Annotated in this window: 20 protein-coding genes; 12 read left to right on the plus strand and 8 right to left on the minus strand. The window is 72.2% G+C overall.

Features of this window, described 5'->3' with window-relative positions; genetic code table 11:
- The first annotated feature begins 149 nt into the window (after positions 1-149).
- The 3 genes from ACFWZ5_RS36560 (at position 150) to mscL (ending at position 2519) form a co-directional block, all read left to right on the plus strand.
- Positions 150-1001, plus strand: a complete 852-nt coding sequence (locus tag ACFWZ5_RS36560; RefSeq protein WP_384806094.1) for an S-methyl-5'-thioadenosine phosphorylase — start codon at positions 150-152, stop codon at positions 999-1001.
- A 219-nt stretch (positions 1002-1220) separates the two neighbouring features.
- Positions 1221-1868, plus strand: coding sequence for a hypothetical protein (locus ACFWZ5_RS36565; protein WP_384806092.1), 648 nt, complete (start codon positions 1221-1223; stop codon positions 1866-1868).
- A 150-nt stretch (positions 1869-2018) separates the two neighbouring features.
- Entirely contained in the window at positions 2019-2519 is a 501-nt protein-coding gene (mscL, locus tag ACFWZ5_RS36570; protein WP_384806090.1) for a large conductance mechanosensitive channel protein MscL, read from the plus strand.
- 82 nt (positions 2520-2601) lie between these two features.
- Here mscL and ACFWZ5_RS36575 read toward each other — a convergent pair whose 3' ends face one another.
- Entirely contained in the window at positions 2602-2820 is a 219-nt protein-coding gene (locus tag ACFWZ5_RS36575) for a hypothetical protein (RefSeq protein ID WP_384806088.1), read from the minus strand.
- 209 nt (positions 2821-3029) lie between these two features.
- On the opposite strand from ACFWZ5_RS36575, the gene ACFWZ5_RS36580 reads away from it, so the two are divergent.
- The 4 genes from ACFWZ5_RS36580 to ACFWZ5_RS36595 all read left to right on the plus strand — a co-directional run bounded on the left by ACFWZ5_RS36580 (position 3030) and on the right by ACFWZ5_RS36595 (position 7890).
- Positions 3030-4247: a low temperature requirement protein A gene (locus ACFWZ5_RS36580; protein WP_384806086.1), complete on the plus strand. Its 1218-nt coding sequence runs from the start codon at positions 3030-3032 to the stop codon at positions 4245-4247.
- 160 nt (positions 4248-4407) lie between these two features.
- Positions 4408-5469 (plus strand): P1 family peptidase, encoded by a 1062-nt coding sequence (locus ACFWZ5_RS36585; RefSeq protein ID WP_384891849.1) that lies wholly within the window; start codon positions 4408-4410, stop codon positions 5467-5469.
- 182 nt (positions 5470-5651) lie between these two features.
- A complete protein-coding gene (locus ACFWZ5_RS36590; RefSeq protein ID WP_384792364.1) occupies positions 5652-6884 on the plus strand; it encodes an Ig-like domain-containing protein in 1233 nt (410 codons plus the stop codon).
- Between the two features lie 232 nt (positions 6885-7116).
- Positions 7117-7890, plus strand: coding sequence for a DUF6227 family protein (locus tag ACFWZ5_RS36595; protein ID WP_384792367.1), 774 nt, complete (start codon positions 7117-7119; stop codon positions 7888-7890).
- Between the two features lie 54 nt (positions 7891-7944).
- On the opposite strand, the gene ACFWZ5_RS36600 is transcribed toward ACFWZ5_RS36595, so the two are convergent.
- The 7 genes from ACFWZ5_RS36600 to ACFWZ5_RS36630 all read right to left on the minus strand — a co-directional run bounded on the left by ACFWZ5_RS36600 (position 7945) and on the right by ACFWZ5_RS36630 (position 15643).
- Positions 7945-8193, minus strand: coding sequence for a hypothetical protein (locus tag ACFWZ5_RS36600; RefSeq protein WP_384792370.1), 249 nt, complete (start codon positions 8191-8193; stop codon positions 7945-7947).
- A 114-nt stretch (positions 8194-8307) separates the two neighbouring features.
- Positions 8308-8796 (minus strand): hypothetical protein, encoded by a 489-nt coding sequence (locus ACFWZ5_RS36605; protein WP_384792373.1) that lies wholly within the window; start codon positions 8794-8796, stop codon positions 8308-8310.
- Positions 8797-8951: 155 nt separating this feature from the next.
- Positions 8952-10946, minus strand: coding sequence for a fructose-specific PTS transporter subunit EIIC (locus ACFWZ5_RS36610; RefSeq protein WP_384792376.1), 1995 nt, complete (start codon positions 10944-10946; stop codon positions 8952-8954).
- A gap of 40 nt (positions 10947-10986) precedes the next feature.
- The gene (gene pfkB, locus ACFWZ5_RS36615) at positions 10987-11934 is read right to left on the minus strand and encodes a 1-phosphofructokinase (protein WP_384792502.1); all 948 of its coding nucleotides are present in this window, start codon (positions 11932-11934) and stop codon (positions 10987-10989) included.
- Positions 11935-12056: 122 nt separating this feature from the next.
- Positions 12057-12818 (minus strand): DeoR/GlpR family DNA-binding transcription regulator, encoded by a 762-nt coding sequence (locus ACFWZ5_RS36620; protein WP_384792379.1) that lies wholly within the window; start codon positions 12816-12818, stop codon positions 12057-12059.
- A gap of 489 nt (positions 12819-13307) precedes the next feature.
- Positions 13308-14231: an SCO1860 family LAETG-anchored protein gene (locus ACFWZ5_RS36625; RefSeq protein WP_384805260.1), complete on the minus strand. Its 924-nt coding sequence runs from the start codon at positions 14229-14231 to the stop codon at positions 13308-13310.
- A 323-nt stretch (positions 14232-14554) separates the two neighbouring features.
- Complete coding sequence (locus tag ACFWZ5_RS36630; protein WP_384805262.1) at positions 14555-15643, minus strand: amidohydrolase family protein; 1089 nt, start codon at positions 15641-15643, stop codon at positions 14555-14557.
- A gap of 56 nt (positions 15644-15699) precedes the next feature.
- On the opposite strand from ACFWZ5_RS36630, the gene ACFWZ5_RS36635 reads away from it, so the two are divergent.
- From ACFWZ5_RS36635 to thpD, 5 genes are all read left to right on the plus strand, one after another.
- Entirely contained in the window at positions 15700-16800 is a 1101-nt protein-coding gene (locus ACFWZ5_RS36635; protein ID WP_384805264.1) for a pyridoxal-phosphate-dependent aminotransferase family protein, read from the plus strand.
- Positions 16801-17279: 479 nt separating this feature from the next.
- Complete coding sequence (gene ectA, locus ACFWZ5_RS36640; protein ID WP_384805266.1) at positions 17280-17846, plus strand: diaminobutyrate acetyltransferase; 567 nt, start codon at positions 17280-17282, stop codon at positions 17844-17846.
- Positions 17847-17941: 95 nt separating this feature from the next.
- A complete protein-coding gene (gene ectB, locus ACFWZ5_RS36645) occupies positions 17942-19213 on the plus strand; it encodes a diaminobutyrate--2-oxoglutarate transaminase (protein ID WP_384805268.1) in 1272 nt (423 codons plus the stop codon).
- Positions 19214-19273: 60 nt separating this feature from the next.
- The gene (locus ACFWZ5_RS36650; protein ID WP_384805270.1) at positions 19274-19678 is read left to right on the plus strand and encodes an ectoine synthase; all 405 of its coding nucleotides are present in this window, start codon (positions 19274-19276) and stop codon (positions 19676-19678) included.
- Positions 19675-20562 (plus strand): ectoine hydroxylase (thpD, locus tag ACFWZ5_RS36655; protein WP_384805272.1); only part of this gene is annotated, 888 nt, incomplete at its 3' end. The genes ACFWZ5_RS36650 and thpD, both read left to right, overlap by 4 nt.

A 20562-nucleotide genomic window follows, 5' to 3' on the forward strand; every position in this document is an offset into this window, starting at 1 on the left:
CCGCCGTCCTTGGGACGGCGGGGCCTTCCGCGTGTCCGGTGTCTCCGTAGGGGCGGGGTTCCGCGGGCCCGGTGCCCCCGCGGCTACGGGGCTTCCGCGTTCCGGCCGCGGGCTCCCCGGGGAATTCGCGCCCGGCTACTGTGCTGGCCATGGTGAACACGGCGAACGCGACACAGGCCGAGATCGGCGTCATCGGCGGATCGGGCTTCTACTCCTTCCTCGACGACGTGACCGAAGTGCACGTCGACACCCCCTACGGCGCTCCGAGCGACTCCCTGTTCCTCGGTGAGATAGCGGGACGGCGGGTCGCCTTCCTGCCGCGCCACGGCCGCGGTCACCATCTGCCGCCGCACCGCATCAACTACCGCGCCAACCTGTGGGCGCTGCGCTCCGTGGGCGCGCACCAGGTGCTCGGCCCGTGCGCGGTGGGCGGCCTCAGGCCCGAGTACGGGCCCGGGACGCTGCTGGTGCCGGACCAGTTCGTGGACCGCACGCAGGGTCGCCAGCAGACCTACTTCGACGGGCTTCCGCTGGCCGACGGCGCCGTGCCGAACGTCGTGCACGTGTCACTCGCCGACCCCTACTGCCCCGCGGGACGGGCCGCCGCCCTCAAGGCGGCGCGGGGCCGGGACTGGGAGCCGGTGGACGGCGGGACGCTCGTGGTGATCGAGGGGCCGCGGTTCTCGACCCGGGCGGAGTCGCGCTGGTACGCGTCGCAGGGCTGGTCCGTGGTCGGCATGACCGGGCACCCGGAAGCCGCGCTCGCCCGGGAACTCGAGCTCTGCTACACGTCGTTGACCCTGGTCACGGACCTGGACGCGGGCGCGGAGTCCGGCGCGGGCGTCTCGCACGACGAGGTGCTCCGGGTGTTCTCCGCGAACGTCGACCGGCTGCGGACGGTGCTGTTCGACGCGGTGGCGGCGCTTCCGGCCGACGGGGAGCGGGACTGCTTGTGCGCGGGGGCGCTGGGCGGGATGGAGCCGGGGATTCCGCTGCCGTGAGCGAGGGCCGAGCGCGGTCTGAGGGCGGGCTCAGCTGGCCTGAGGGCGGGCCCAGCTCAGTCTGAGGGCGGGCCCAGGGCTTCTGTAGGGGCGGAATTTCCCCTTCGGGTGAGGGAGTTGTCCACAACCGGCCGGTAGCGCACGGGGCTCGGCGCGATCCGGCGCGAACCCGCATCGTGAGATCGGAATCCGAACTCCTCACGGCGGGCGGTGGTCGTCATGACGCGGGACCCTTCACACACCTCCTCATCTACCCCTGCGCGCGTCTCCGCGTACGAGTCCGCGCGCGGAAGCACCGGTGGCGGCAACGTCAGCGGTGCCCCGCCGCCGCCCTGCCAGGTGCCGCACTTCTCGCCGCTGCATGTGCGCGGCGGCCGGCAGCGGCTGCGGCGGCTCGCACGGCACCGGAGGCGGGCGCTGGCCGTGGGCCTCGCGATGACGGCCGCCGCGCTCGCGGCCGCGGGTCCGCGCGAGCCCGAGCGCACACGGCCGCAGGGCCCCGCGGCGGCCTCGACGGCGAGGGACCGGGGTGACCGGGATGACCGGGATGAGGACCGGAGCGAGGAGCGGGCGCACGGGCGGGCGCGGCGGGCCACGCGCCTTGTGACGGCGCCGGTGCGGATCGCGGACGCGGCGACGGTGCGGCTGCTGCGCCCCGGCGACCGGGTGGACGTCGTCGCGGCTGAGGCGGCCTCCGGGACCGCGCCGCGCGTGGTGGCCTCCGGGGCCCGGGTGTCCGACCTGCCCCGGTCACCGGACGGCGCGGCGGAGGGCGGCGCGCTGGTCGTCCTCGCGGTGCCGCGGACCACGGCGGCGCGACTCGCGGGGGCGAGCGCCACCGCGCGCCTGGCGGTGACCCTGCGATGAGCCGGACACTGGGCACGGACACCCGTACGACGGTCGGCAGTCCCTCAAGTCGCTCGTTCGCGTTACCGAATTGGACAGGGCGACCACGCGCTGCCGTAGGTTGCGAAGCGGTTTGCCGCACAACCCGCGTTTGCAACGAAAGGCCTGGTAGTGAGCGAGAAGAAGAAACCGAGCGTCTGGCAGGGCTTCAAGGCCTTCCTGACCCGCGGCAACGTCGTCGACCTGGCGGTCGCGGTGGTCATCGGCGCCGCGTTCACGAACATCGTGAACTCGGTGGTGAAGGGCGTCATCAACCCGCTGGTCGGCGCCCTGGGCACAAAGGATCTCGACCACTACCAATCGTGCCTCAAGGGCCCGTGCGTGGTGGAGAACGGCGAGGCCGTCAAGGGCGTCCCGATCATGTGGGGCTCGGTGCTCAGCGCCACGCTCAGCTTCGTGATCACCGCGGCGGTCGTCTACTTCCTCATGGTGCTGCCGATGGCGAAGTACCTGGCCAAGCAGGCCGAGCGGCAAGCGGCGAAGGAGGGCACGAAGGAGGTCATCGAGGTGACGGAGCTGGAGGTGCTCAAGGAGATCCGCGACGCCTTGGTCGCCCAGCGCGGCGCGGGGAGCGACGGACAGCCGGGACGCGGCGAGCAGAGCGAGCAGTAGCTGTCGCCGTAGCAGTAGCAACAGCGGCGCCGACGGCCGCAGCGGAGTCGCGGGGCCCGGCCGGGCGGGCCGTGGCGCGGGCTCAGATGTGGTGGGGCGGCTTCTCGTCGAGGAAGCGGGCGAGGTCGGCGGCGCTGTCGGCGCCCGCCGTCGGCCGCTCACCCCACCCACGATCCGTATCGTCCGAGGACTGCTGCGACAGGGGGTCGTCGAAGACCAGCGCGCTCGCCGGGTTCTTGGCGTTCTGCCGGGGCTTCGCGTCCTTCGGATCGCGCGGTTCGGAGGCGGGGGCGGTGCTCATGCCTCCAGGGTACGTCCGGGGCACTCGTGAACGCGTTCACAAGATTCTCGCCCCCATCCGCTCCCCCATCCGCTCCCCCATCCGCTCCCCCATCCGCTCCCTCACCCGCTCCCCCGCCCCCGCCCGCACCCGCCGTCCAGGCGAGTGCTCCCGCTCCGACACGGCCCGACCCGCCCCGATGCGCCGCCGGGCTCTGCTGTCCTTGCCCCATGACGTCCACAACTCCCGCAGCTCCCGCTCCAGAACCGGCTCCCGCCGCTCCTCCCCCGCCGCTGCGGCCGATGGTCGCCCGTGGGCGGGACGAGGAGCACCGCGCGGCGACGCCGCTGGAGCTCTTCTTCGACCTGTGTTTCGTGGTGGCGGTCGCCCAGGCCGGTGTGCAGCTGGTGCACGCGGTCGCCGAGGGGCACGCGGGCGACGGGGTCCTCAACTACGCGATGGTGTTCTTCGCGATGTGGTGGGCCTGGATGAACTTCACCTGGTTCGCGTCGGCGTACGACAACGACGACACGCTCTACCGCGTCGTGACCCTCATCCAGATCGCCGGGGTCCTGGTGCTCGCGGCCGGGGTCTCGAAGGCCTTCCAGGACCACGACTTCCTCGTCGTCTGGCTCGGCTATCTGATCATGCGGCTCGCGCTGATCGCGCAGTGGCTGCGGGCGGCGGCCTCGACGACGGGCCCCGACCGGAGCACGGCGCTGCGGTACGCGGGCGGGGTCGCCCTGTGCCAGGTCGGCTGGCTCGGCCTGCTGTTCCTGCCGGAGGGGGCGAAGGCCTGGACGTTCCTGGTGATGGCGATCGCGGAGATGGCGGTGCCGACGTTCGCGGAGCGGGTGCGCACGACGCCGTGGCACCCGCACCACATCTCCGAGCGGTACGGCCTGTTCACGATCATCGTGCTCGGCGAGACGATCGCCGCGGCGACGGTCGCGGTGAAGTCGGGCATCGACGAGAACGACGCGCTCGGCGACCTCCTTCCCATCGCCGCGGGCGGACTGCTGCTCGTCTTCGCCGCGTGGTGGATCTACTTCGTGGTGCCGATCCACGGGCATCTGCGCTCCAACAACCAGGCGTTCCTGTGGGGTTACGGCCACTATTTGATCTTCGCGTCGGCGGCGGCGATCGGGGCCGGTCTGGAGGTCGCGGTGGAGCAGGCCGTCGGCAAGGCCCACATCTCCGAGACGGCGGCGTCGGCTGCCGTGACGATCCCGTCGGCGGTGTACATGTTCACGGTGTGGGCGCTGCACTCGCGCCACTTCAAGGTGGGCCTCGCCCAGCAGCTGGTGCTCCCGGTCACGTCGGTGGCGATCCTGGCGTGCACGTTCGCGGGCCGCTGGGCGGTCCTGGCGGCGGGCATCGTGGCGGCGCTTGCGGTCGTGGTGGGGGTGACGCTGACATCACGGATGGTCCGAGCGGAAGCAGCCTGATCCCCAAGCCGCCGACGGCGAACAACCCCCCACGAGGGGCGCCCGCCCCACGGGTGACCGGAAACGGGCGGGCGGGAGACCAACCCGCCGCGGTAGCGGCGGGAAACCCCCACCGGCCCGCACCCACCCACCCCCACCGCAAGGGTGATACGCATGCCGCATGACGACACCTGACGCACACACGGAACCGGGCCCCACCGACGGGCTGACCGACGTCGCCGGACTCCGCGTCGGCCACGCGGACCGCCGCGGCAACGGCTGGCTCACGGGAACGACGGTGGTGCTCGCCCCGGAGGGCGGGGCGGTGGCGGCCGTGGACGTACGCGGCGGCGGCCCCGGCACGCGGGAGACGGACGCCCTGGACCCGCGCAACCTGGTGCAGCGGGTGGAGGCGATCGTGCTGACGGGCGGCAGCGCGTACGGGCTCGACGCGGCGGCCGGGGTGATGGCGTGGCTGGAGGAGCAGGGCCGCGGGGTGCGGGTGGGGCCCGATCCGGCGCACGTGGTGCCGGTGGTGCCCGCGGCGTGTGTGTTCGACCTGGGGCGCGGCGGGGACTTCCGGGCACGGCCGGACGCGGCGACGGGGCGGGCGGCCGTGGCGGACGCGGCGTCGCGGGAGGCCGGGCACGTGGTGGCCGAGGGCGGCGTGGGCGCGGGCACGGGTGCGGTGGTCGGGCAGGTCAAGGGCGGGGTCGGCACGGCGAGCACCGTGCTCGCGTCGGGTGTGACGGTGGCCGCGCTGGCGGTGGCGAATGCGGCGGGGGCGGGGGTGGATCCGCGGACGGGGGCGTTGTACGGGCGGTTGTTCATGGACGGGGCCGTGGAGTTGCCGGCGGCCGAGGTGCACGAGGACGCGCGGCGGCGGCTCGCCGAGGCCGCGGCGCGCAACGGGGGGCCGCCGTTGAACACGACGCTCGCCGTCGTTGCCACCGACGCCGAGCTCACCAAGGCGCAGGCGCAGAAGCTCGCGGGGACGTCGCACGACGGCATGGCGCGCGCCGTGCGTCCGGTGCACCTGCTGCACGACGGGGATACCGTGTTCGCCCTGGCGACCGGTGAGCGGCAGCTCGACGGGGCGAGTCCGCTCGCGCTGAACGAGATCCTGGCGGCGGGCGCGGACCTGGTGACGCGGGCGATCGTACGGGCGCTGCTCGCCGCGGAGTCCGTGGAGACGCCCGGAGGGACATTCCCGTCATACCGGGACCTTTATCACCTTTCTTAGAAATAGGCGTCAAGTACCGCGAACCCGGGGCGCATTGGGGTGGTCGTGGGCGCCCCCGGTGTGCCCGCACTCACATCAGTGGGGCGGAACCAAACCGCCGCGAGGCCACTCTTTACCCGTACTGGACCAGACCGTGTACATACCAAGAACCCAGCCGAACGCCGACCCTATGGGAGCAGCTCGTGACAACGCCGGACATAGCAGCGCAGCCTCAGCACCGTCGCCGTCGGCGGGTCCTGCTGGCCACCGCCGCGCTCGCGGCGGTCGGCGCGATGACCCTGACGGCCTGCGGCGGTGACGCCGACGCCAAGGACGACAAGAAGTCCGGGTCCTCCAAGGACGCGTCCGGGGCGCAGATAGCCATCTCCTCCAAGGACGGCGCGACCGACGCGTCGATCAACGCCACCGGCGTGAAGGTCAAGGGCGGCAAGCTGACCACCGTCAAGATGACGGAGGTGGCGTCGGGCAAGGCGGTCGAGGGCACGCTGGCCTCCGACGGCTCCACCTGGAAGCCCAAGTCGCAGCTGGAGCGCGGTACGAAGTACAAGGTCACCGCCAACGCGAAGGACGGCGAGGGCCGCCCGGCGACGGAGAACGCGACGTTCACGACGGTGGCGTCGGCGAACAGCTTCATCGGCTCGTACACGCCGGACGGCGGCACCACGGTCGGCGTGGGCATGCCGGTCTCCTTCACCTTCGACAAGGCGATCACCAACAAGAAGGACGTGCAGTCGCACATCACGGTCACCTCCAGCAGCGGCCAGAAGGTCGTCGGCCACTGGTTCGGCGGCCAGCGCCTGGACTTCCGGCCGCAGGAGTACTGGAAGGCCGGCTCCAAGGTCACGATGAAGATCGACCTGGACGGCGTGAAGGGCGGCAACGGCATCACCGGCGTGCAGGACAAGACGGTCACCTTCACCGTCGGCCGCGCGCAGGTCTCCACGGTCGACGTGAACGCCAAGAAGATGACGGTCGAGCGGGACGGCAAGGTCATCAAGACCGTTCCGATCTCCGCGGGCAGCCCCCAGAACCCCACGTACAACGGGCAGATGGTGATCTCGGAGAAGTTCACGCAGACCCGGATGAACGGCTCGACGGTCGGCTTCGGCGGTGAGTACGACATCAAGGACGTCCCGCACGCGATGCGCCTGTCGACGTCCGGCACGTTCATCCACGGCAACTACTGGAGCTCGCCGTCCATCTTCGGCAGCGCCAACACCAGTCACGGCTGCGTCGGACTGCAGGACCAGCAGGGCGCGCAGGGCGACACCATGGGCAAGTGGTTCTACGACAACTCGCTCATCGGTGACGTCGTGACGGTCAAGGGTTCGCCGGACAAGACGATCGCCCCGGACAACGGCCTCAATGGCTGGAACATGTCGTGGAGCCAGTGGACGGCGGGCAGCGCCGTCTGAGACCCGGCTGACACCGGCCGGTCAAGGCCGGGCCACAGCACTCGCGGGGCGCGTCCGACGCCCCGCAAGGCGCACTGGAAGCGCCGACGGAGCGTCAACGGAGCGAGCCGCGCGGGAACTTGCCGCGCGGCTCGATCGTTTTCCCGTTCCCGGACATGATGTCGGACCCAGGGGCTACGGTATGCACGCACAAGGTGACATGCAGCAACGCCGGAAGCATCCGGGAGTATCCGTGAGCGTTCCGTACGAGACAGCGTACGAACCACCAGAGTCGCCCGATCCGCTCTCGCCGGAGGAGCACCTCGAGCGACTGCTCAGCCGTGCCTTGAACTCCTTCGACCTGCCGGACGAGACGATAAGGCGCCTGGAGCGCGCCCTTGCGTACGACAGTTCGCTGCACTCCGCGCACCACAGCGCGGGCCTGCACCGCGAGACGTACCGCCACACCTGGCTGCTCGCCGACGGCCGCGCCCTCGTCCTCTGGGAGCTCGTGCACAACACGGGCCCCGGCAGCGCCGCTCAGTACGAGCTGTATCTGGACGAGGAGGAGGCCGGGGTCGCCACGGCGCGCCTGCCGCTGCCGCCGGACACCCCCGCCGCCGAACTGCCGGTCGTCCTCCAGCTGACGGCGGCGAACGAGCCGCGGCACGCCTACGTCCCCGACGACTCCGCCGACCACGCGCGCCGGCTCCTGCGCCGCGCGGAGAACGCCGCGGGCGTCGACCGCCCCGGCGACGACATGGCCAGACTGCTGCGCTCGGCCTTCGCGCACCAGATCACGCAGGCCTTCGGCCGCTCCGGCCTCAGCGGCGAGGCCCGGCTCGGCTTCTCGCTGTACGAGCACGCGTTTCTGCTCTTCGACGGCTCGGAGGTCAGCCTCTGGGAGGTCGAGCACACGGCGACGTCCGACGGGCGCCACATGTGCGAGGTGTATCTGAGCGAGCGCGCGGCGCGCGCGGCCATGGAGCGGCGCGCACGGGCGTTCCCCGCGACGCGCGCACGCTGAACGCGCCGTCGGCCGCGCTGAACCCGCCCCGTTGGCCGCGATGAGGGGCCGAGGTCAGCCGCGGCCCTTGCCGAACTGCCGTACCAGGCGGGCGAACGCGTCCCGTTCGTCCGCCGTCAGCTCGACGGACTCCGCGCCCGGTGGCCCCGACTGCACCGGCAGCGAGCGCAGCGACGCGCCGTCCTGCCCCTGGAGTTCGGGCCCCCGGCGGCGCATCTGGACGAAGGTCACGGCCCAGATGACGGTCACCGCGGCGAGCAGGGCCGCGCCTGTCTGGTGGACGATGGAAGCTCCCTGGAACATGCCGCTCAGTAGACAACAGCCGCCAGGTCCGCAACAGGGGCCTTAAGGGGTCTTTATCCCCGAAGTGACGCATCTCGCACGGTTCGGCCGCCTCGTACGTCTCACTCGTACGTCTCAGTCGTCCCGCACGTCACCGTCCCACAGATCGGACACGTCGGGGAGGTCAGATACGTCGGGGAGGTCCGGCAGGTCGGGGTCCCAGGCCCCGTCCCCCGCGGCCGGCTCGCGCTCGCCCGTGAGCAGCCCCGCCATCCGTACGCAGACCGCGGGCAGTTCGGGCGCCTCGCGGTCCCAGTCCTCCGTGTCGACGCCGGCGAGGACGCACGACGACCACAGGGTCGCGAGCAGCCGGGCGGCGAGGTCGGCGCGGGCGGGGCCGACGCCGGGTTCGTGCTCGCGGATGACGGCGGTGGCGTGCTCGATGAGGGACGGTTCGAGGAGCCAGCGGATGCCGGCGCCGGTCTCGATGAGGAAGCCGGAGTAGACGGCGAGGAAGACCCGGGCGGCTTCGGTGTTCTGCTCGGCGTTCGCCTGTGCCTGCTCGGTGAGCTGGGTGACCATGCCGAGCAGACTGCTGAGGTGACTCTGCTGAAGGTCGCTCACGGTGGCCCCCCGGCGGGTGCTGCCCGTGTCCGGGCCCGTGTGCCGCAGTACCAGCAGTATGCCCACGCCGTGCCGGTCCGTGCATGTGTGCAGGGCCCGTCAGTACGAGTGGGCCGCGCACACCCCGTACGCGGATACGGAACAGCGCGTTCCAGTCAGGCGGTCGCCGGGACCGGGGAGGTCTCCGCGGCCCCCTCCCCCGGCGGGTCGGCCGCCCCGCGCGCGCCCTTGAGCAGGACCACGACGGCCGTCGACACGCACACACCGGCGGCGATCGCGAGCAGATAGAGCAGCGGACGCCCGATCAGCGGGACCACGAAGACGCCGCCGTGCGGGGCGCGCAGCGTGCAGCCGAACGCCATCGACAGGGCGCCGGTGACCGCGCCGCCCGCCATCGACGCCGGGATGACCCGCAGCGGGTCGGCGGCGGCGAACGGAATTGCGCCCTCCGTGATGAAGGAGGCGCCGAGGAACCAGGCCGCCTTGCCGTTCTCGCGCTCCGCCTTCGTGAAGAGCCCGCCGCGGACCGTGGTCGCGAGGGCCATCGCGAGCGGCGGCACCATGCCGGCCGCCATCACCGCGGCCATCACCTTCAGGGAGCCGTCCGTGGGGCTGGCGAGTCCGCCGACGGCGAAGGCGTACGCGACCTTGTTGAGCGGGCCGCCCAGGTCGAAGCACATCATCAGGCCGAGGATCACGCCGAGGATGACGGCGTTGGCGCCGGACAGGCCCTCCAGCCAGTCGGTCAGGGCGCCCTGCAGTGACGCGATGGGCTTGCCGACGACCAGGAACATCAGGAAGCCGACCACCGCCGACGACACCAGCGGGATCACGACGACCGGCATGATGCCGCGCAGCGCGGCCGGGACGCGCAGACGCTGGATGCCCATGACGACGCCGCCCGCGAACAGACCGGCGGCGAGCCCGCCGAGGAAACCCGCCTCGATGGTGATCGCGACCGAGCCGCCGACGAACCCCGGCACGAGTCCTGGCCGGTCGGCCATGCCGTACGCGATGTAGCCCGCGAGGACCGGCACCAGGAACGCGAAGGCGAGGCCGCCGGTCTGGAAGAGGAGCGCCGCCCAACTGGTGTGGTCGGTCCACGCGAAGTGCTCGGCCACGGACGGGGCCTTGTCGATCTTCCAGCCGCCGATGGCGAAGCCGAGCGCGATGAGGAGGCCGCCCGCGGCGACGAACGGGACCATGTAACTGACGCCGGACATCAACCATTTGCGCAGCTTGGTGCCGTAACCGTCCCTGCTGTCACCGGTCTTGTCCACCGGGGACGGATGCGCGGGGGCCGTCGTCTCGCCGCGGGCCGCCTTCTCCCGTACCTCGGCGATGAGTTCGGCGGGCCGGTTGATGCCCGCCTTCACGCCTACGTCGACGGTGGGCCTGCCCGCGAAGCGGTGCTTTTCGCGTACGGGGAGGTCGTGGGCGAGGATCACCCCGTCCGCGGCTTCGATGGCCTCTGCGGTCAGGCGGGTGAATCCTGCCGAGCCCTGGGTCTCGACGACCAGTTCTACGCCTGCCTCGCGGGCGGCGGTTTCGAGTGCCTCTGCGGCCATGTAGGTGTGGGCGATGCCGGTGGGGCAGGAGGTGACGGCGACGATGCGGAAGGGTTCGGTCGGTGCGGGGGCGGGGCCGTCGCCCGCAGTGGGGGCGGGGGCGTCGCCCTCAGCGGGGGCGGACGCAGTTGCGGTCTCGTCTCCGCTGATCAGTGCCACTGCTGACTCCGCGTTCGGGGCTGTGCGCAGGGCCGTCGTGAAGTCCGTGTCCATCAACTGTCGTGCCAGGGACGACAGGATGGTCAGGTGGGCGTCGTCCGCGCCGGTGGGGGCCGCTATGAGGAAGATGAGGTCGGCGGGGCCGTCGGGGGCGCCGAAGTCGATGCCCCGGGCGCTGCGGCCGAAGGCCAGGGTCGGCTCCGTGACGTGGGCGCTGCGGCAGTGCGGGATGCCGATGCCGCCGTCCAGGCCGGTGGGCATCTGGGCCTCGCGCGCGGCCACGTCGGCGAGGAAGCCTTCCAGGTCGGTGACCCGGCCGAGGCGCACCATGCGGGTGGCGAGGGCGCGGGCCGCGGCCTCCTTCGTGTCGGCTGACCGGTCGAGTTCGAGGTCGACAAGGTCCGCAGTGATCATGTCGCTCATCGCGGGCTCCTTCGCAGGGGGACTCAGGCCGCGGGTTCGGTCAGGACGCGGGTTCGGTCAGGACGTGGTCGAGCGGGACCTCGTCCGTGACGGTGACGGTGTCCGGCGCGAGGTCGGACGGGGCCGGCAGCCGGCTGCCGGGGAGCTGGACGGCGGCGGCGCCGTGCGCCACGGCCGAGGCGAGGGCGCGGGGCCCGGTGCCGCCCTCGATCAGGAAACCGGCGAGGGAGCTGTCGCCCGCGCCGACGTTGCTGCGTACGGAGTCGACACGGGCGTACGCGAAGTGCGCGCCCGCGGCGTCGACGAGGAGTTGGCCGTCGGCGCCGAGGCTGGCGAGGACGGCGCGGGCGCCGCGTTCGCGCAGTTCGGCGGCCGCCTTGAGGGCGTCGCCGACCGTGGCCAGGGGGCGGCCGACGGCCTCCGCGAGTTCGTCGGCGTTCGGCTTGACGACGTCGGGGTGCTCGGCGAGGGCGGCGAGCAGGGCCGGACCTGAGGTGTCGAGGGCGATCCGGGCTCCGGCGGCGTGGCAGCGGCGGACCAGTTCCGCGTACCAGGACGGCGCGAGGCCGCGCGGGAGGCTGCCGCAGCAGGCGATCCAGTCGGCGCGCGGGGCGTGTTCGGCGACGGCGGCGAGCAGCGCCTCGCTCTCCGCCGCGCCGAGCTCGGGGCCGGGGGCGTTGATCTTCGTGAGGGTGCCGTCGGGTTCGGCGACGGAGATGTTCGACCGGGTCTGTCCGGCGACGGTGACGGGGGCGGCCGGGATGCCCTGCTCGTCGAGGAGTTGGGCGACCAGGGCGCCGGGGGCGCCGCCGAGGGGGAGCACCGCGAGCGTGCGCACGCCTGCGGCGGCCACGGCCCGCGAGACGTTCACGCCCTTGCCGCCCGGGTCCATCCGCTCGCCGGTGGCGCGGACGACCTCGCCGCGGTCCAGGGCGGGGACCTCGTAGGTGCGGTCGAGGGAGGGGTTGGGGGTGATGGTGAGGATCATGGGTCCGGGGGTGGGGGTGGGGGTGGCGGGGGCGTCGGTGAGGGTGCCGGTGGGGGTGTCGGCGGTGGTGTCGGTGGGGGCTGCGCTGTGGGGGGTGCGGGGCGTGCGGGGCGTGCGGGGCGTCATGCGCGTACGACCTCCGTGCCCGCGCGTTCGATCGCGGTGGCGTCCTCGGGGCTGAGGCCCGTGTCCGTGATCAGTACGTCCACGTCCGTCAGGTCGGCGAAGCGGGCGAAGTGCTCCTGGCCGTGCTTGGTGCTGTCGGCGAGCAGGACCACGCGGCGGGCCGCGGCGACGGCGGCGCGCTTCACGGCCGCCTCCGCCAGGTCCGGTGTGGTCAGGCCGTGTTCGGCCGAGAAGCCGTTCGCGGCGACGAAGGCCACGTCGGCGCGGATCTCCGCGTACGCGCGCAGCGACCAGGCGTCGACCGCCGCCCGCGTACGGTGCCGGACGCGGCCGCCGACCAGGTGCAGCTGGATGCCGGGGTGGTCGGCCAGGCGGGCGGCCGTCGGCAGGCTGTGCGTCACCGCCGTCAGCGTGGACTCCAGCGGGAGCGCGGCGGCCAGGCGGGCCACCGTCGAGCCCGCGTCCAGGATCACGCTGCCGTCCTGCGGGAGCTCGGCGAGGGCGGCGCGGGCGATGCGGTCCTTCTCGTCGGCGGCCGTGCCCTCCCGCTCCGCGAGGTCCGGCTCGAAGTCGAGGCGGCCCGCCGGGATCGCGCCGCCGTGCACCCTGCGGACCAGGCCCGCGCGGTCCAGGGCCTTCAGGTCGCGGCGGATCGTCTCGGCGGTCACCTGGAACTCGGCGGCGAGCGACAGCACGTCCACTCGCCCGCTCTCGCGGGCGAGGTTCAGGATTTGTTGTTGGCGCTCTGGTCCGTACATGGCTCGGGGCCCCCTGCTTTTGCCCGGTCGTGTTGTTTCCCTCGGACCATACGGGTCCGTCTCCCTGAAGTAAACACAATCGGGCATCGTGCAGACATAGGTGGGCCTATGCGCCGCCGGGCCCGCCGCTCCGCGGCGGGGGTCTCCCACCCGCCCGCCCATACGCTTACGCGCTGCGCCGGCGGCGTATATGCGGCAACGCCCCCGCGCGGCGCGGCCCCCGCAGCCGCCGACGGCGCCCAGCCTCCGCCGGGGGCGTCCACCCCGCGGGAGGGCAGAAACGGGCGGGCGGGTGGGAAACAAACCGCCGCGGTAGCGGCGGAAACCCCCCACCGACCCGCACCCACCCACAACCGCGACGCACCGCCCACCGCCCGCACCGGGCCCGATACGCCTCCGGCCCGCCGCTTCGCGGCGGGAGCTACCCCGCCCGCCCACCCCATGCGCAGCCGACGGGGCGCAGTCGGCCGGAAGGGCGCCCCGCCAGTGCTAGCGGCGGCGCGTATAGGCCAGCACGCCGCCCCCGGCGAGGAGTAGGGCGACCGCTCCCCCCGCCACGTACGGAGTCTTCGAACTGCCCCCGGTCTCCGCGAGGTTGTCCTTCTCGGGGGCCGGCTCCGCCTTCGCCGCGACCGGTTCCTTCTTGTCGACCTGCGGCTCGGGCAACGGCTTGGCCCCCGGCCCGGACGGCGCCGCGCAGGTCGCGCCCGCGAGCGTCACCGTGCCCTCGACGGCCGCGACGCCGAGCTTGAGCGGGTCGACGGACACCTGGAGCCGCAGCCCGGTCGCGGCGGCCGTACGGGACGTGGTGCGCGTCGACGACAGGTCGAGGCTGACCTCGCCGACGCCGGGGACGGAGACCTGGGTGGTGCCCGCGGCCTTCACGGCGACCTTCTTACCGAGGACGGTCACGCTGCCGAGGAGTCGCGACTCGGCCACGGGCCGCTTGCCCGCCGCGCACACGGCCTTGGACGTGACCTGGTCGAGCTCGACGAGGGGAAGCAGCGGCAGGCCCGGCAGGTGCACCTTGGCGCGCGCGATATTGCTGTACCCCTCGGCCGTGTCGCCCTTCACGGTGCCGCGCGCGGTGGCGACGTCGGCGCGCAGCACGCTGAACGGCCGCCCGCCGTCCACGCCGTCCAGCTTGGTGGTGAGCGCGGTCCGCTCGGCGCTCGCGGGGGCGCTGACTTCGTTGAGCGCGACTTTGAGGGGCAGGTCCGCGGTCCTGCCGAGGAGGGAGACGTCGAGGCCGGTGCGGAGGACGACGGCGTCCGCGCGGCCGCCGCGGTGGTCGTCCGTCGCGTGGGCGGGGCCGGCCGCGGCGAGCGCCGCGGGACCGGCGGCGAACACGGTGGCGGTGGCGATCGCGCCGATGCGGCGCGCGGGCAGTCGACGGAAAGTGCTGCTGGTCAAGGTGGTGGAACCCTCACTTGAGTCACGAAGGTGCCGCCGGCGCACGCCACACGGGGACATCGCGTGCGCACGGCACCACTGGAGCCGGTGAGCGCCCGGGCGGCGCCGCCGACTCCGGAATCTTTACGCACTCAGAGTGAACGGTCAGCAACCTGGCGTGAGTTCACCCCAACGGGAGGTTTCCGCCCCTGCTTTCGAATCGGGAGGCACGAGCGTTCCCTCGCGCCCCCTGAACCGCACCCACCGGGGCCATCACCACCGCTGACATGCAGGGAGCCACAAATCCCTGTTCAACGATCCGGCTCCAGCGACGTCACCCTCTGTCAACCCACGATCCGCCCGTTCAGAACCACCCGCCGCGGCGCGGTGAGCACCCGGACGTCCGACCGCGGGTCGGCCTCGTACACCACGAGGTCCCCCGGCGCGCCCTCGACCAGGCCGGGGCGCCCCAGCCAGGTCCGCGCTCCCCACGTCGCCGCGGACAGCGCGTCCCGCACGGGGATGCCCGCCCGGGTGAGCTCCGCGACCTCGGCGCCGATGAGGCCGTGGGCGAGGGAGCCCCCGGCGTCGGTCCCGGCGTAGATCGGCACCCCGGCGTCGTACGCCGCCCGCACCGTGTCGTAGCGCCGCTCGTGCAGGCGCCGCATGTGCGCGGACCACTTCGGGAACTTCTGCTCGCCACCGGCGGCGAGCTGCGGGAACGTCGCGATGTTCACGAGGGTCGGGACGATCGCGACGCCGTTCTCCGCGAACAGCGGGATGGTGTCCTCGGTCAGGCCCGTGGCGTGTTCGACGCAGTCGATGCCCGCCTCGACGAGGTCCCTCAGCGAGTCCTCGGCGAAGCAGTGCGCGGTGACGCGGGCGCCGAGCCGGTGCGCCTCGGCGATGGCGGCCTCGACGGCGCCGCGCGGCCAGCATGCGGTGAGGTCGCCCGCCTCACGGTCGATCCAGTCGCCGACGAGCTTGACCCAGCCGTCGCCGCGCCGGGCCTCCCGCGCGACGTACGCGACGAGGTCGTCGGGCTCGATCTCGTGGGCGTAGTTGCGGATGTAGCGGCGGGTGCGGGCGATGTGCCGGCCCGCGCGGATGATCTTCGGCAGGTCGTCGCGGTCGTCGGTCCAGCGGGTGTCGGAGGGGGAGCCCGCGTCCCGCAGCAGGAGCGCGCCCGCGTCGCGGTCGGTGAGCGCCTGCTTCTCGGCCTCCTCGGCGGGGACCGGCCCGTGGGCGTCGAGCCCGACGTGGCAGTGCGCGTCGACGAGGCCGGGCAGCGCCCACCCCTGGACGGTCACCACGTCCGCGGCGGCGGGCCGTTCGAAGGTCACGCGCCCGCCGACCACCCACAGCTCGTCCCGTACGTCCTCGGGCCCGACGAGCACCCGCCCCTTCACGTGCAGCACCGCGTGATCGCTCATGGACAGCAGCTTAGGAGGCGAGGGACCTGTCGTGGGCGGCCGGTACGCTCGGGCCCATGGCTCACCCCTTTCTTGACCTGCCCCCGCTGAGCGCCGCGCACTTCGCCTCCATCGAGGACCGCGTGGCCCGGCTCCTGGACACCGAGCAGGACGTCGTGATCATGCAGGGCGAGGCGCTGCTTCCCCTGGAGGGCTGCATCCGCGGCGCCGCGCGGCCCGGCACGACCGCGCTGAACGTGATCACGGGGCCGTACGGCCAGACCTTCGGGAACTGGCTGCGCGACTGCGGGGCGCAGGTCGTCGACCTGGCCGTGCCGTTCCACACGGCGGTCACCGCCGCGCAGGTCGAGCAGGCCTTCGCCGAGCACCCGGAGATCGACTTCGTGTCGCTCGTGCACGCCGAGGCCGCGACGGGCAACACCAACCCCGTCGCGGAGATCGGCGCGGTCGTACGCGAGCACGGCGCCCTGTTCATGCTCGACGCCGTCGCCTCCGTGGCCGCCGAGCCGCTGCTTCCGGACGCGTGGGGCGTGGACCTGTGCGTGATCGGCGCGCAGAAGGCGATGGGCGGTCCCGCCGGTGTGTCGGCGGTGTCGGTCAGCGAGCGCGCCTGGCAGCGCATCGCCGCGAACCCGCAGGCCCCGCGCCGCTCGTACCTCTCCCTCCTGGACTGGAAGGAGCGCTGGGTCGACGGCGGCCGCAAGGCGCTCCTGCACGCGCCCGCGCAGCTGGAGATGCTCGCGCTCGAAGCGTGCGTGGAGCGGATCGAGACCGAGGGTCTCGACGCGCTGATGGCGCGGCACGCGACGGCCGCGGCGGCGACGCGGGCGGGCGCGGTCGCCTTGGGCGGCGGCCTCGAACCGTATGTGTACGAGGCCGGGGACGCGGCGCCCGTCGCCACGACGCTGCGTGCGCCGCGGGGCGTGGACGCGGCCGAGCTGGTCGCCAAGTCCCTTGCGGCCGACCCCGTGTTGCCTCTCGTGGCGGGGGGTGGGGCTCTTGCCTCGGAGATGATTCGGGTCAATCACTACGGGCCGGATGCGACGCGGGGTGTCGTCCATGCGTCGCTTGCGGCGCTGGGGGCCGCGATGGCCGAGTTCGGGCTTGCGGTGGATCTGGAGGCGGCTCGCCGCGCGGTGACGTCCGCCTGGGGTTAGGTCTCTCCCCCACCCGCCCGCCCTTACCTGTGGCCGCGGCCCCAGCCCCCGCGTACGGCTGGGGCTGCGCCCCTTTCCCCCCTTTTCGGCGCTCCGCGCCTCGTCCTCAAACGCCGGACGGGCTGAATCTCCTGCCCTCGCGCGCACGCGCCAGGTCCGCGATTCCACGGGGAATTCTTACCTCTTCATGAATTCTTTATGAGCGCAGCTTCCCGTATTCTTCTGCCCGCTTTCCCGGACCCTAAACACTAAGGTTTCGCCAGCACCAAACGCCGTAATTCGGACGCGTCTCGCTCGGGTTACGGGGCTGTGACGCACTCCACATCGTGTCTGATTTGCGAGGAATGAGGGGTGCGAATCGGTAGATAACGCCGAGATTTCGTGCGGGCGCCCGCGCCTGCGCGATAACACATCGGGCGCCGCCGCGTAACCCCTTCCCCCGATGCAATCCCAGAAATTGCTCGGTAAATTCAATCCGCATGACCGCTGCACAAGCCGATCTTCCGACCGACCTGCAAGCGCAATTCCTGGAAATGCCCGAAGGCCTGCGGCTCGACACTCCCGGTGTCGCCGACGGGGCCGCGATCTGGCGGATCGCCCGGGACTCGAAGGTCCTCGACCTCAACTCCTCGTACAGCTATCTGCTGTGGTGTCGCGACTTCGCGGCGACCTCCGCCGTGGCCCGGGACGCCCGGGGCGGGCTCGCCGGATTCGTCACCGGCTACGTCCGGCCCGAGCAGCCGCACACCCTGGTGGTCTGGCAGCTGGCGGTCGACCACGAGCACCGGGGCCGCGGTCTCGCCGGTGCCCTGGTCGACGGGCTCGTCTCGAAGACCGCCGGGCACCGCGAGCTGACCGCCCTGGAGACCACCATCACCCCGGGGAACAGCGCGTCGGAGCGGGTGTTCACCTCGTTCGCACGGCGGCACGGCGCGGCGGTCGCGCGCACCGTCCTGTTCGACGCGGGCGTTTTCCCCGAGGACGACGGCGGCCACGAGCCCGAAGTCCTGTACCGCATCGGGCCGTTGGCGCCGCCACGCGACTGAGCGCGCCCCGCGCGCCGGTGACGCCCCTCCCGTTCCCCCTCGTTCTCCCTCCTCCTCACCTCCCACGCTTTCTTTCATCTCCCAGGAGATCCGCTGTGACCATCACCCAGCCCGACCTGAGCGTCTTCGAGACCCTGGAGTCGGAGGTGCGCAGCTACTGCCGCGGTTGGCCTGCTGTCTTCGACCGCGCGCAGGGCAGCCGCATGTTCGACGAGGACGGTCATGCCTACCTCGACTTCTTCGCCGGTGCCGGTTCGCTGAACTACGGGCACAACAACCCCGTGCTGAAGCGGGCGTTGCTCGACTATCTGGAGCGGGACGGGGTCACGCACGGTCTGGACATGTCGACGACGGCCAAGCGGGCGTTCCTGGAGTCGTTCCAGAACCTGATCCTGCGGCCGCGGGATCTGCCGTACAAGGTGATGTTCCCGGGTCCGACGGGCACCAACGCGGTGGAGTCGGCGCTGAAGCTGGCCCGCAAGGTCAAGGGCCGTGAGTCGATCGTGTCGTTCACCAACGCCTTCCACGGCATGTCGCTCGGTTCCCTGGCGGTGACCGGCAACGCCTTCAAACGTGCGGGCGCCGGGATCCCGCTCGTGCACGGCACGCCCATGCCCTTCGACCACTATCTGGACGGCAAGGTCCCCGACTTCCTGTGGTTCGAGCGGCTCCTGGAGGACCAGGGCTCCGGTCTGAACAAGCCGGCCGCGGTGATCGTGGAGACCGTGCAGGGCGAGGGCGGCATCAATGTCGCGCGCGCCGAGTGGCTGCGGGCGCTCGAAGCCCTGTGCCGCCGTCAGGACATGCTGCTGATCGTCGACGACATCCAGATGGGCTGCGGGCGCACCGGTGCGTTCTTCTCCTTCGAGGAGGCGGGCATCACCCCCGACATCGTCACCGTCTCGAAGTCGATCAGCGGCTACGGCCTGCCCATGGCGCTGACCCTGTTCAAGCCCGAACTCGACGTGTGGGAGCCCGGCGAGCACAACGGCACCTTCCGCGGCAACAACCCCGCCTTCGTCACGGCCGCCGCCGCCCTGGAGACCTACTGGTCCGACGGCCCCGCCATGGAGAAGCAGACCCGCGCCCGCGGCGAACAGGTCGAGCAGGCCCTGGTCGCGATCGTCGACGAGAACCGCGCCGCCATCAAGGAGTACCGCGGCCGCGGCCTGGTCTGGGGCATCGAGTTCCACGACAAGGACCGCGCGAGCGCCGTCGCACGCCGCGCCTTCGACCTCGGCCTGCTCATCGAGACGTCCGGCCCCGAGAGCGAGGTCGTCAAGCTGCTCCCGGCCCTGACGATCACCGCCGACGAGCTCGACGAGGGCCTGCGCACGCTGGCCCGCGCCGTCCGCGAGACGGCCTGACACCCCCGTACGACCTGCTCCTTCACCCCGTACCACCAGCAAGAAAGGCAGCAACTCACCGTGATCGTCCGCTCGTTCAAGGACATCGAAGGAACCGACCGACACGTCAGGGCCGCGTCCGGCACCTGGGAGAGCAAGCGCATCGTGCTCGCCAAGGAGCGCGTCGGCTTCTCGCTGCACGAGACCGTGCTGTACGCGGGCACGGAGACGTCCATGTGGTACGCCAACCACATCGAGGCCGTCGTCTGCACCGAGGGCGAGGCGGAGCTGGCCAACGACGAGACCGGTGAGAGGTTCACCATCACGCCCGGCACCATGTATCTGCTCGACGGGCACGAGAAGCACACCCTGCGGGTCAAGAAGGACTTCCGCTGCCTGTGCGTCTTCAACCCGCCGGTCACCGGCCGGGAGGACCACGACGAGAACGGGGTGTACCCGCTCCTGACGGAGGAGGGCGTCAAGTGACCGCCACGCTCAGCGACCTGTACCCGACCCGGGGCGCCGAGGAGGTGCTGATCGAGCGCAAGGACCCCGTGGTGTGGTCCGCGCCCGGCACCCGGGGTCCCTTCACCGACGAGGACCTTTCGGGGTTCGACCGGGACGGGTTCCTCGCCGTCGACCAGCTGATCACGCCGGACGAGGTCGCGACGTACCACGCCGAGCTCGAACGCCTGGTCAACGACCCGGAGATGCGCGCCGACGAGCGCTCGATCGTGGAGCCGCGCTCCCAGGAGATCCGCTCCATCTTCGAGGTGCACAGGATCAGCGAGCTCTTCGGGCGGCTCGCGGCCGACCCGCGCGTGGTCGGCCGTGCGCGGCAGATCCTCGGCTCGGACGTGTACGTCCATCAGTCCCGGATCAATGTGAAGCCCGGCTTCGGGGCCTCCGGCTTCTACTGGCACTCGGACTTCGAGACCTGGCACGCCGAGGACGGCCTGCCGCGCATGCGCACCGTGTCGGTGTCGATCGCGCTGACGAAGAACCACGACACCAACGGCGGCCTGATGATCATGCCCGGGTCGCACCGGACGTTCCTCGGCTGCGCGGGCGCGACGCCGAAGGACAACTACAAGAAGTCCCTGCAGATGCAGGACGCGGGCACCCCGTCCGACGAGGCGCTGACGCGGCTCGCGTCCGACCACGGCATCCGCCTGTTCACGGGCGAAGCGGGCGCGGCGACGTGGTTCGACTGCAACGCCATGCACGGCTCCGGGGACAACATCACGCCGTATCCGCGCTCGAACGTCTTCCTCGTCTTCAACAGCGTGGAGAACGAGGCGGTGGAGCCGTTCGCGGCGCCGGTGCGGCGGCCCGCGTTCATCGGGGCGCGGGACTTCACGCCCGTGAAG

It is taken from the genome of Streptomyces sp. NPDC059003 (genome assembly GCF_042740445.1).
In the GTDB taxonomy this organism is placed as follows: Bacteria; Actinomycetota; Actinomycetes; order Streptomycetales; family Streptomycetaceae; genus Streptomyces.

Excerpts from the sequence above, each read along its gene's own strand:
- ACFWZ5_RS36560 (WP_384806094.1), top strand. The coding sequence starts at position 150 with ATGGTGAACACGGCGAACGCGACACAGGCCGAGATCGGCGTCATCGGC.
- ACFWZ5_RS36600 (WP_384792370.1), bottom strand. The coding sequence starts at position 8,193 with ATGTTCCAGGGAGCTTCCATCGTCCACCAGACAGGCGCGGCCCTGCTC.
- ACFWZ5_RS36580 (WP_384806086.1), top strand. The coding sequence starts at position 3,030 with ATGACGTCCACAACTCCCGCAGCTCCCGCTCCAGAACCGGCTCCCGCC.
- ACFWZ5_RS36635 (WP_384805264.1), top strand. The coding sequence starts at position 15,700 with ATGGCTCACCCCTTTCTTGACCTGCCCCCGCTGAGCGCCGCGCACTTC.
- ACFWZ5_RS36565 (WP_384806092.1), top strand. The coding sequence starts at position 1,221 with ATGACGCGGGACCCTTCACACACCTCCTCATCTACCCCTGCGCGCGTC.
- ACFWZ5_RS36620 (WP_384792379.1), bottom strand. The coding sequence starts at position 12,818 with ATGTACGGACCAGAGCGCCAACAACAAATCCTGAACCTCGCCCGCGAG.
- ACFWZ5_RS36585 (WP_384891849.1), top strand. The coding sequence starts at position 4,408 with ATGACGACACCTGACGCACACACGGAACCGGGCCCCACCGACGGGCTG.
- ACFWZ5_RS36630 (WP_384805262.1), bottom strand. The coding sequence starts at position 15,643 with ATGAGCGATCACGCGGTGCTGCACGTGAAGGGGCGGGTGCTCGTCGGG.
- ectA (WP_384805266.1), top strand. The coding sequence starts at position 17,280 with ATGACCGCTGCACAAGCCGATCTTCCGACCGACCTGCAAGCGCAATTC.
- ACFWZ5_RS36610 (WP_384792376.1), bottom strand. The coding sequence starts at position 10,946 with ATGAGCGACATGATCACTGCGGACCTTGTCGACCTCGAACTCGACCGG.
- pfkB (WP_384792502.1), bottom strand. The coding sequence starts at position 11,934 with ATGATCCTCACCATCACCCCCAACCCCTCCCTCGACCGCACCTACGAG.
- ACFWZ5_RS36575 (WP_384806088.1), bottom strand. The coding sequence starts at position 2,820 with ATGAGCACCGCCCCCGCCTCCGAACCGCGCGATCCGAAGGACGCGAAG.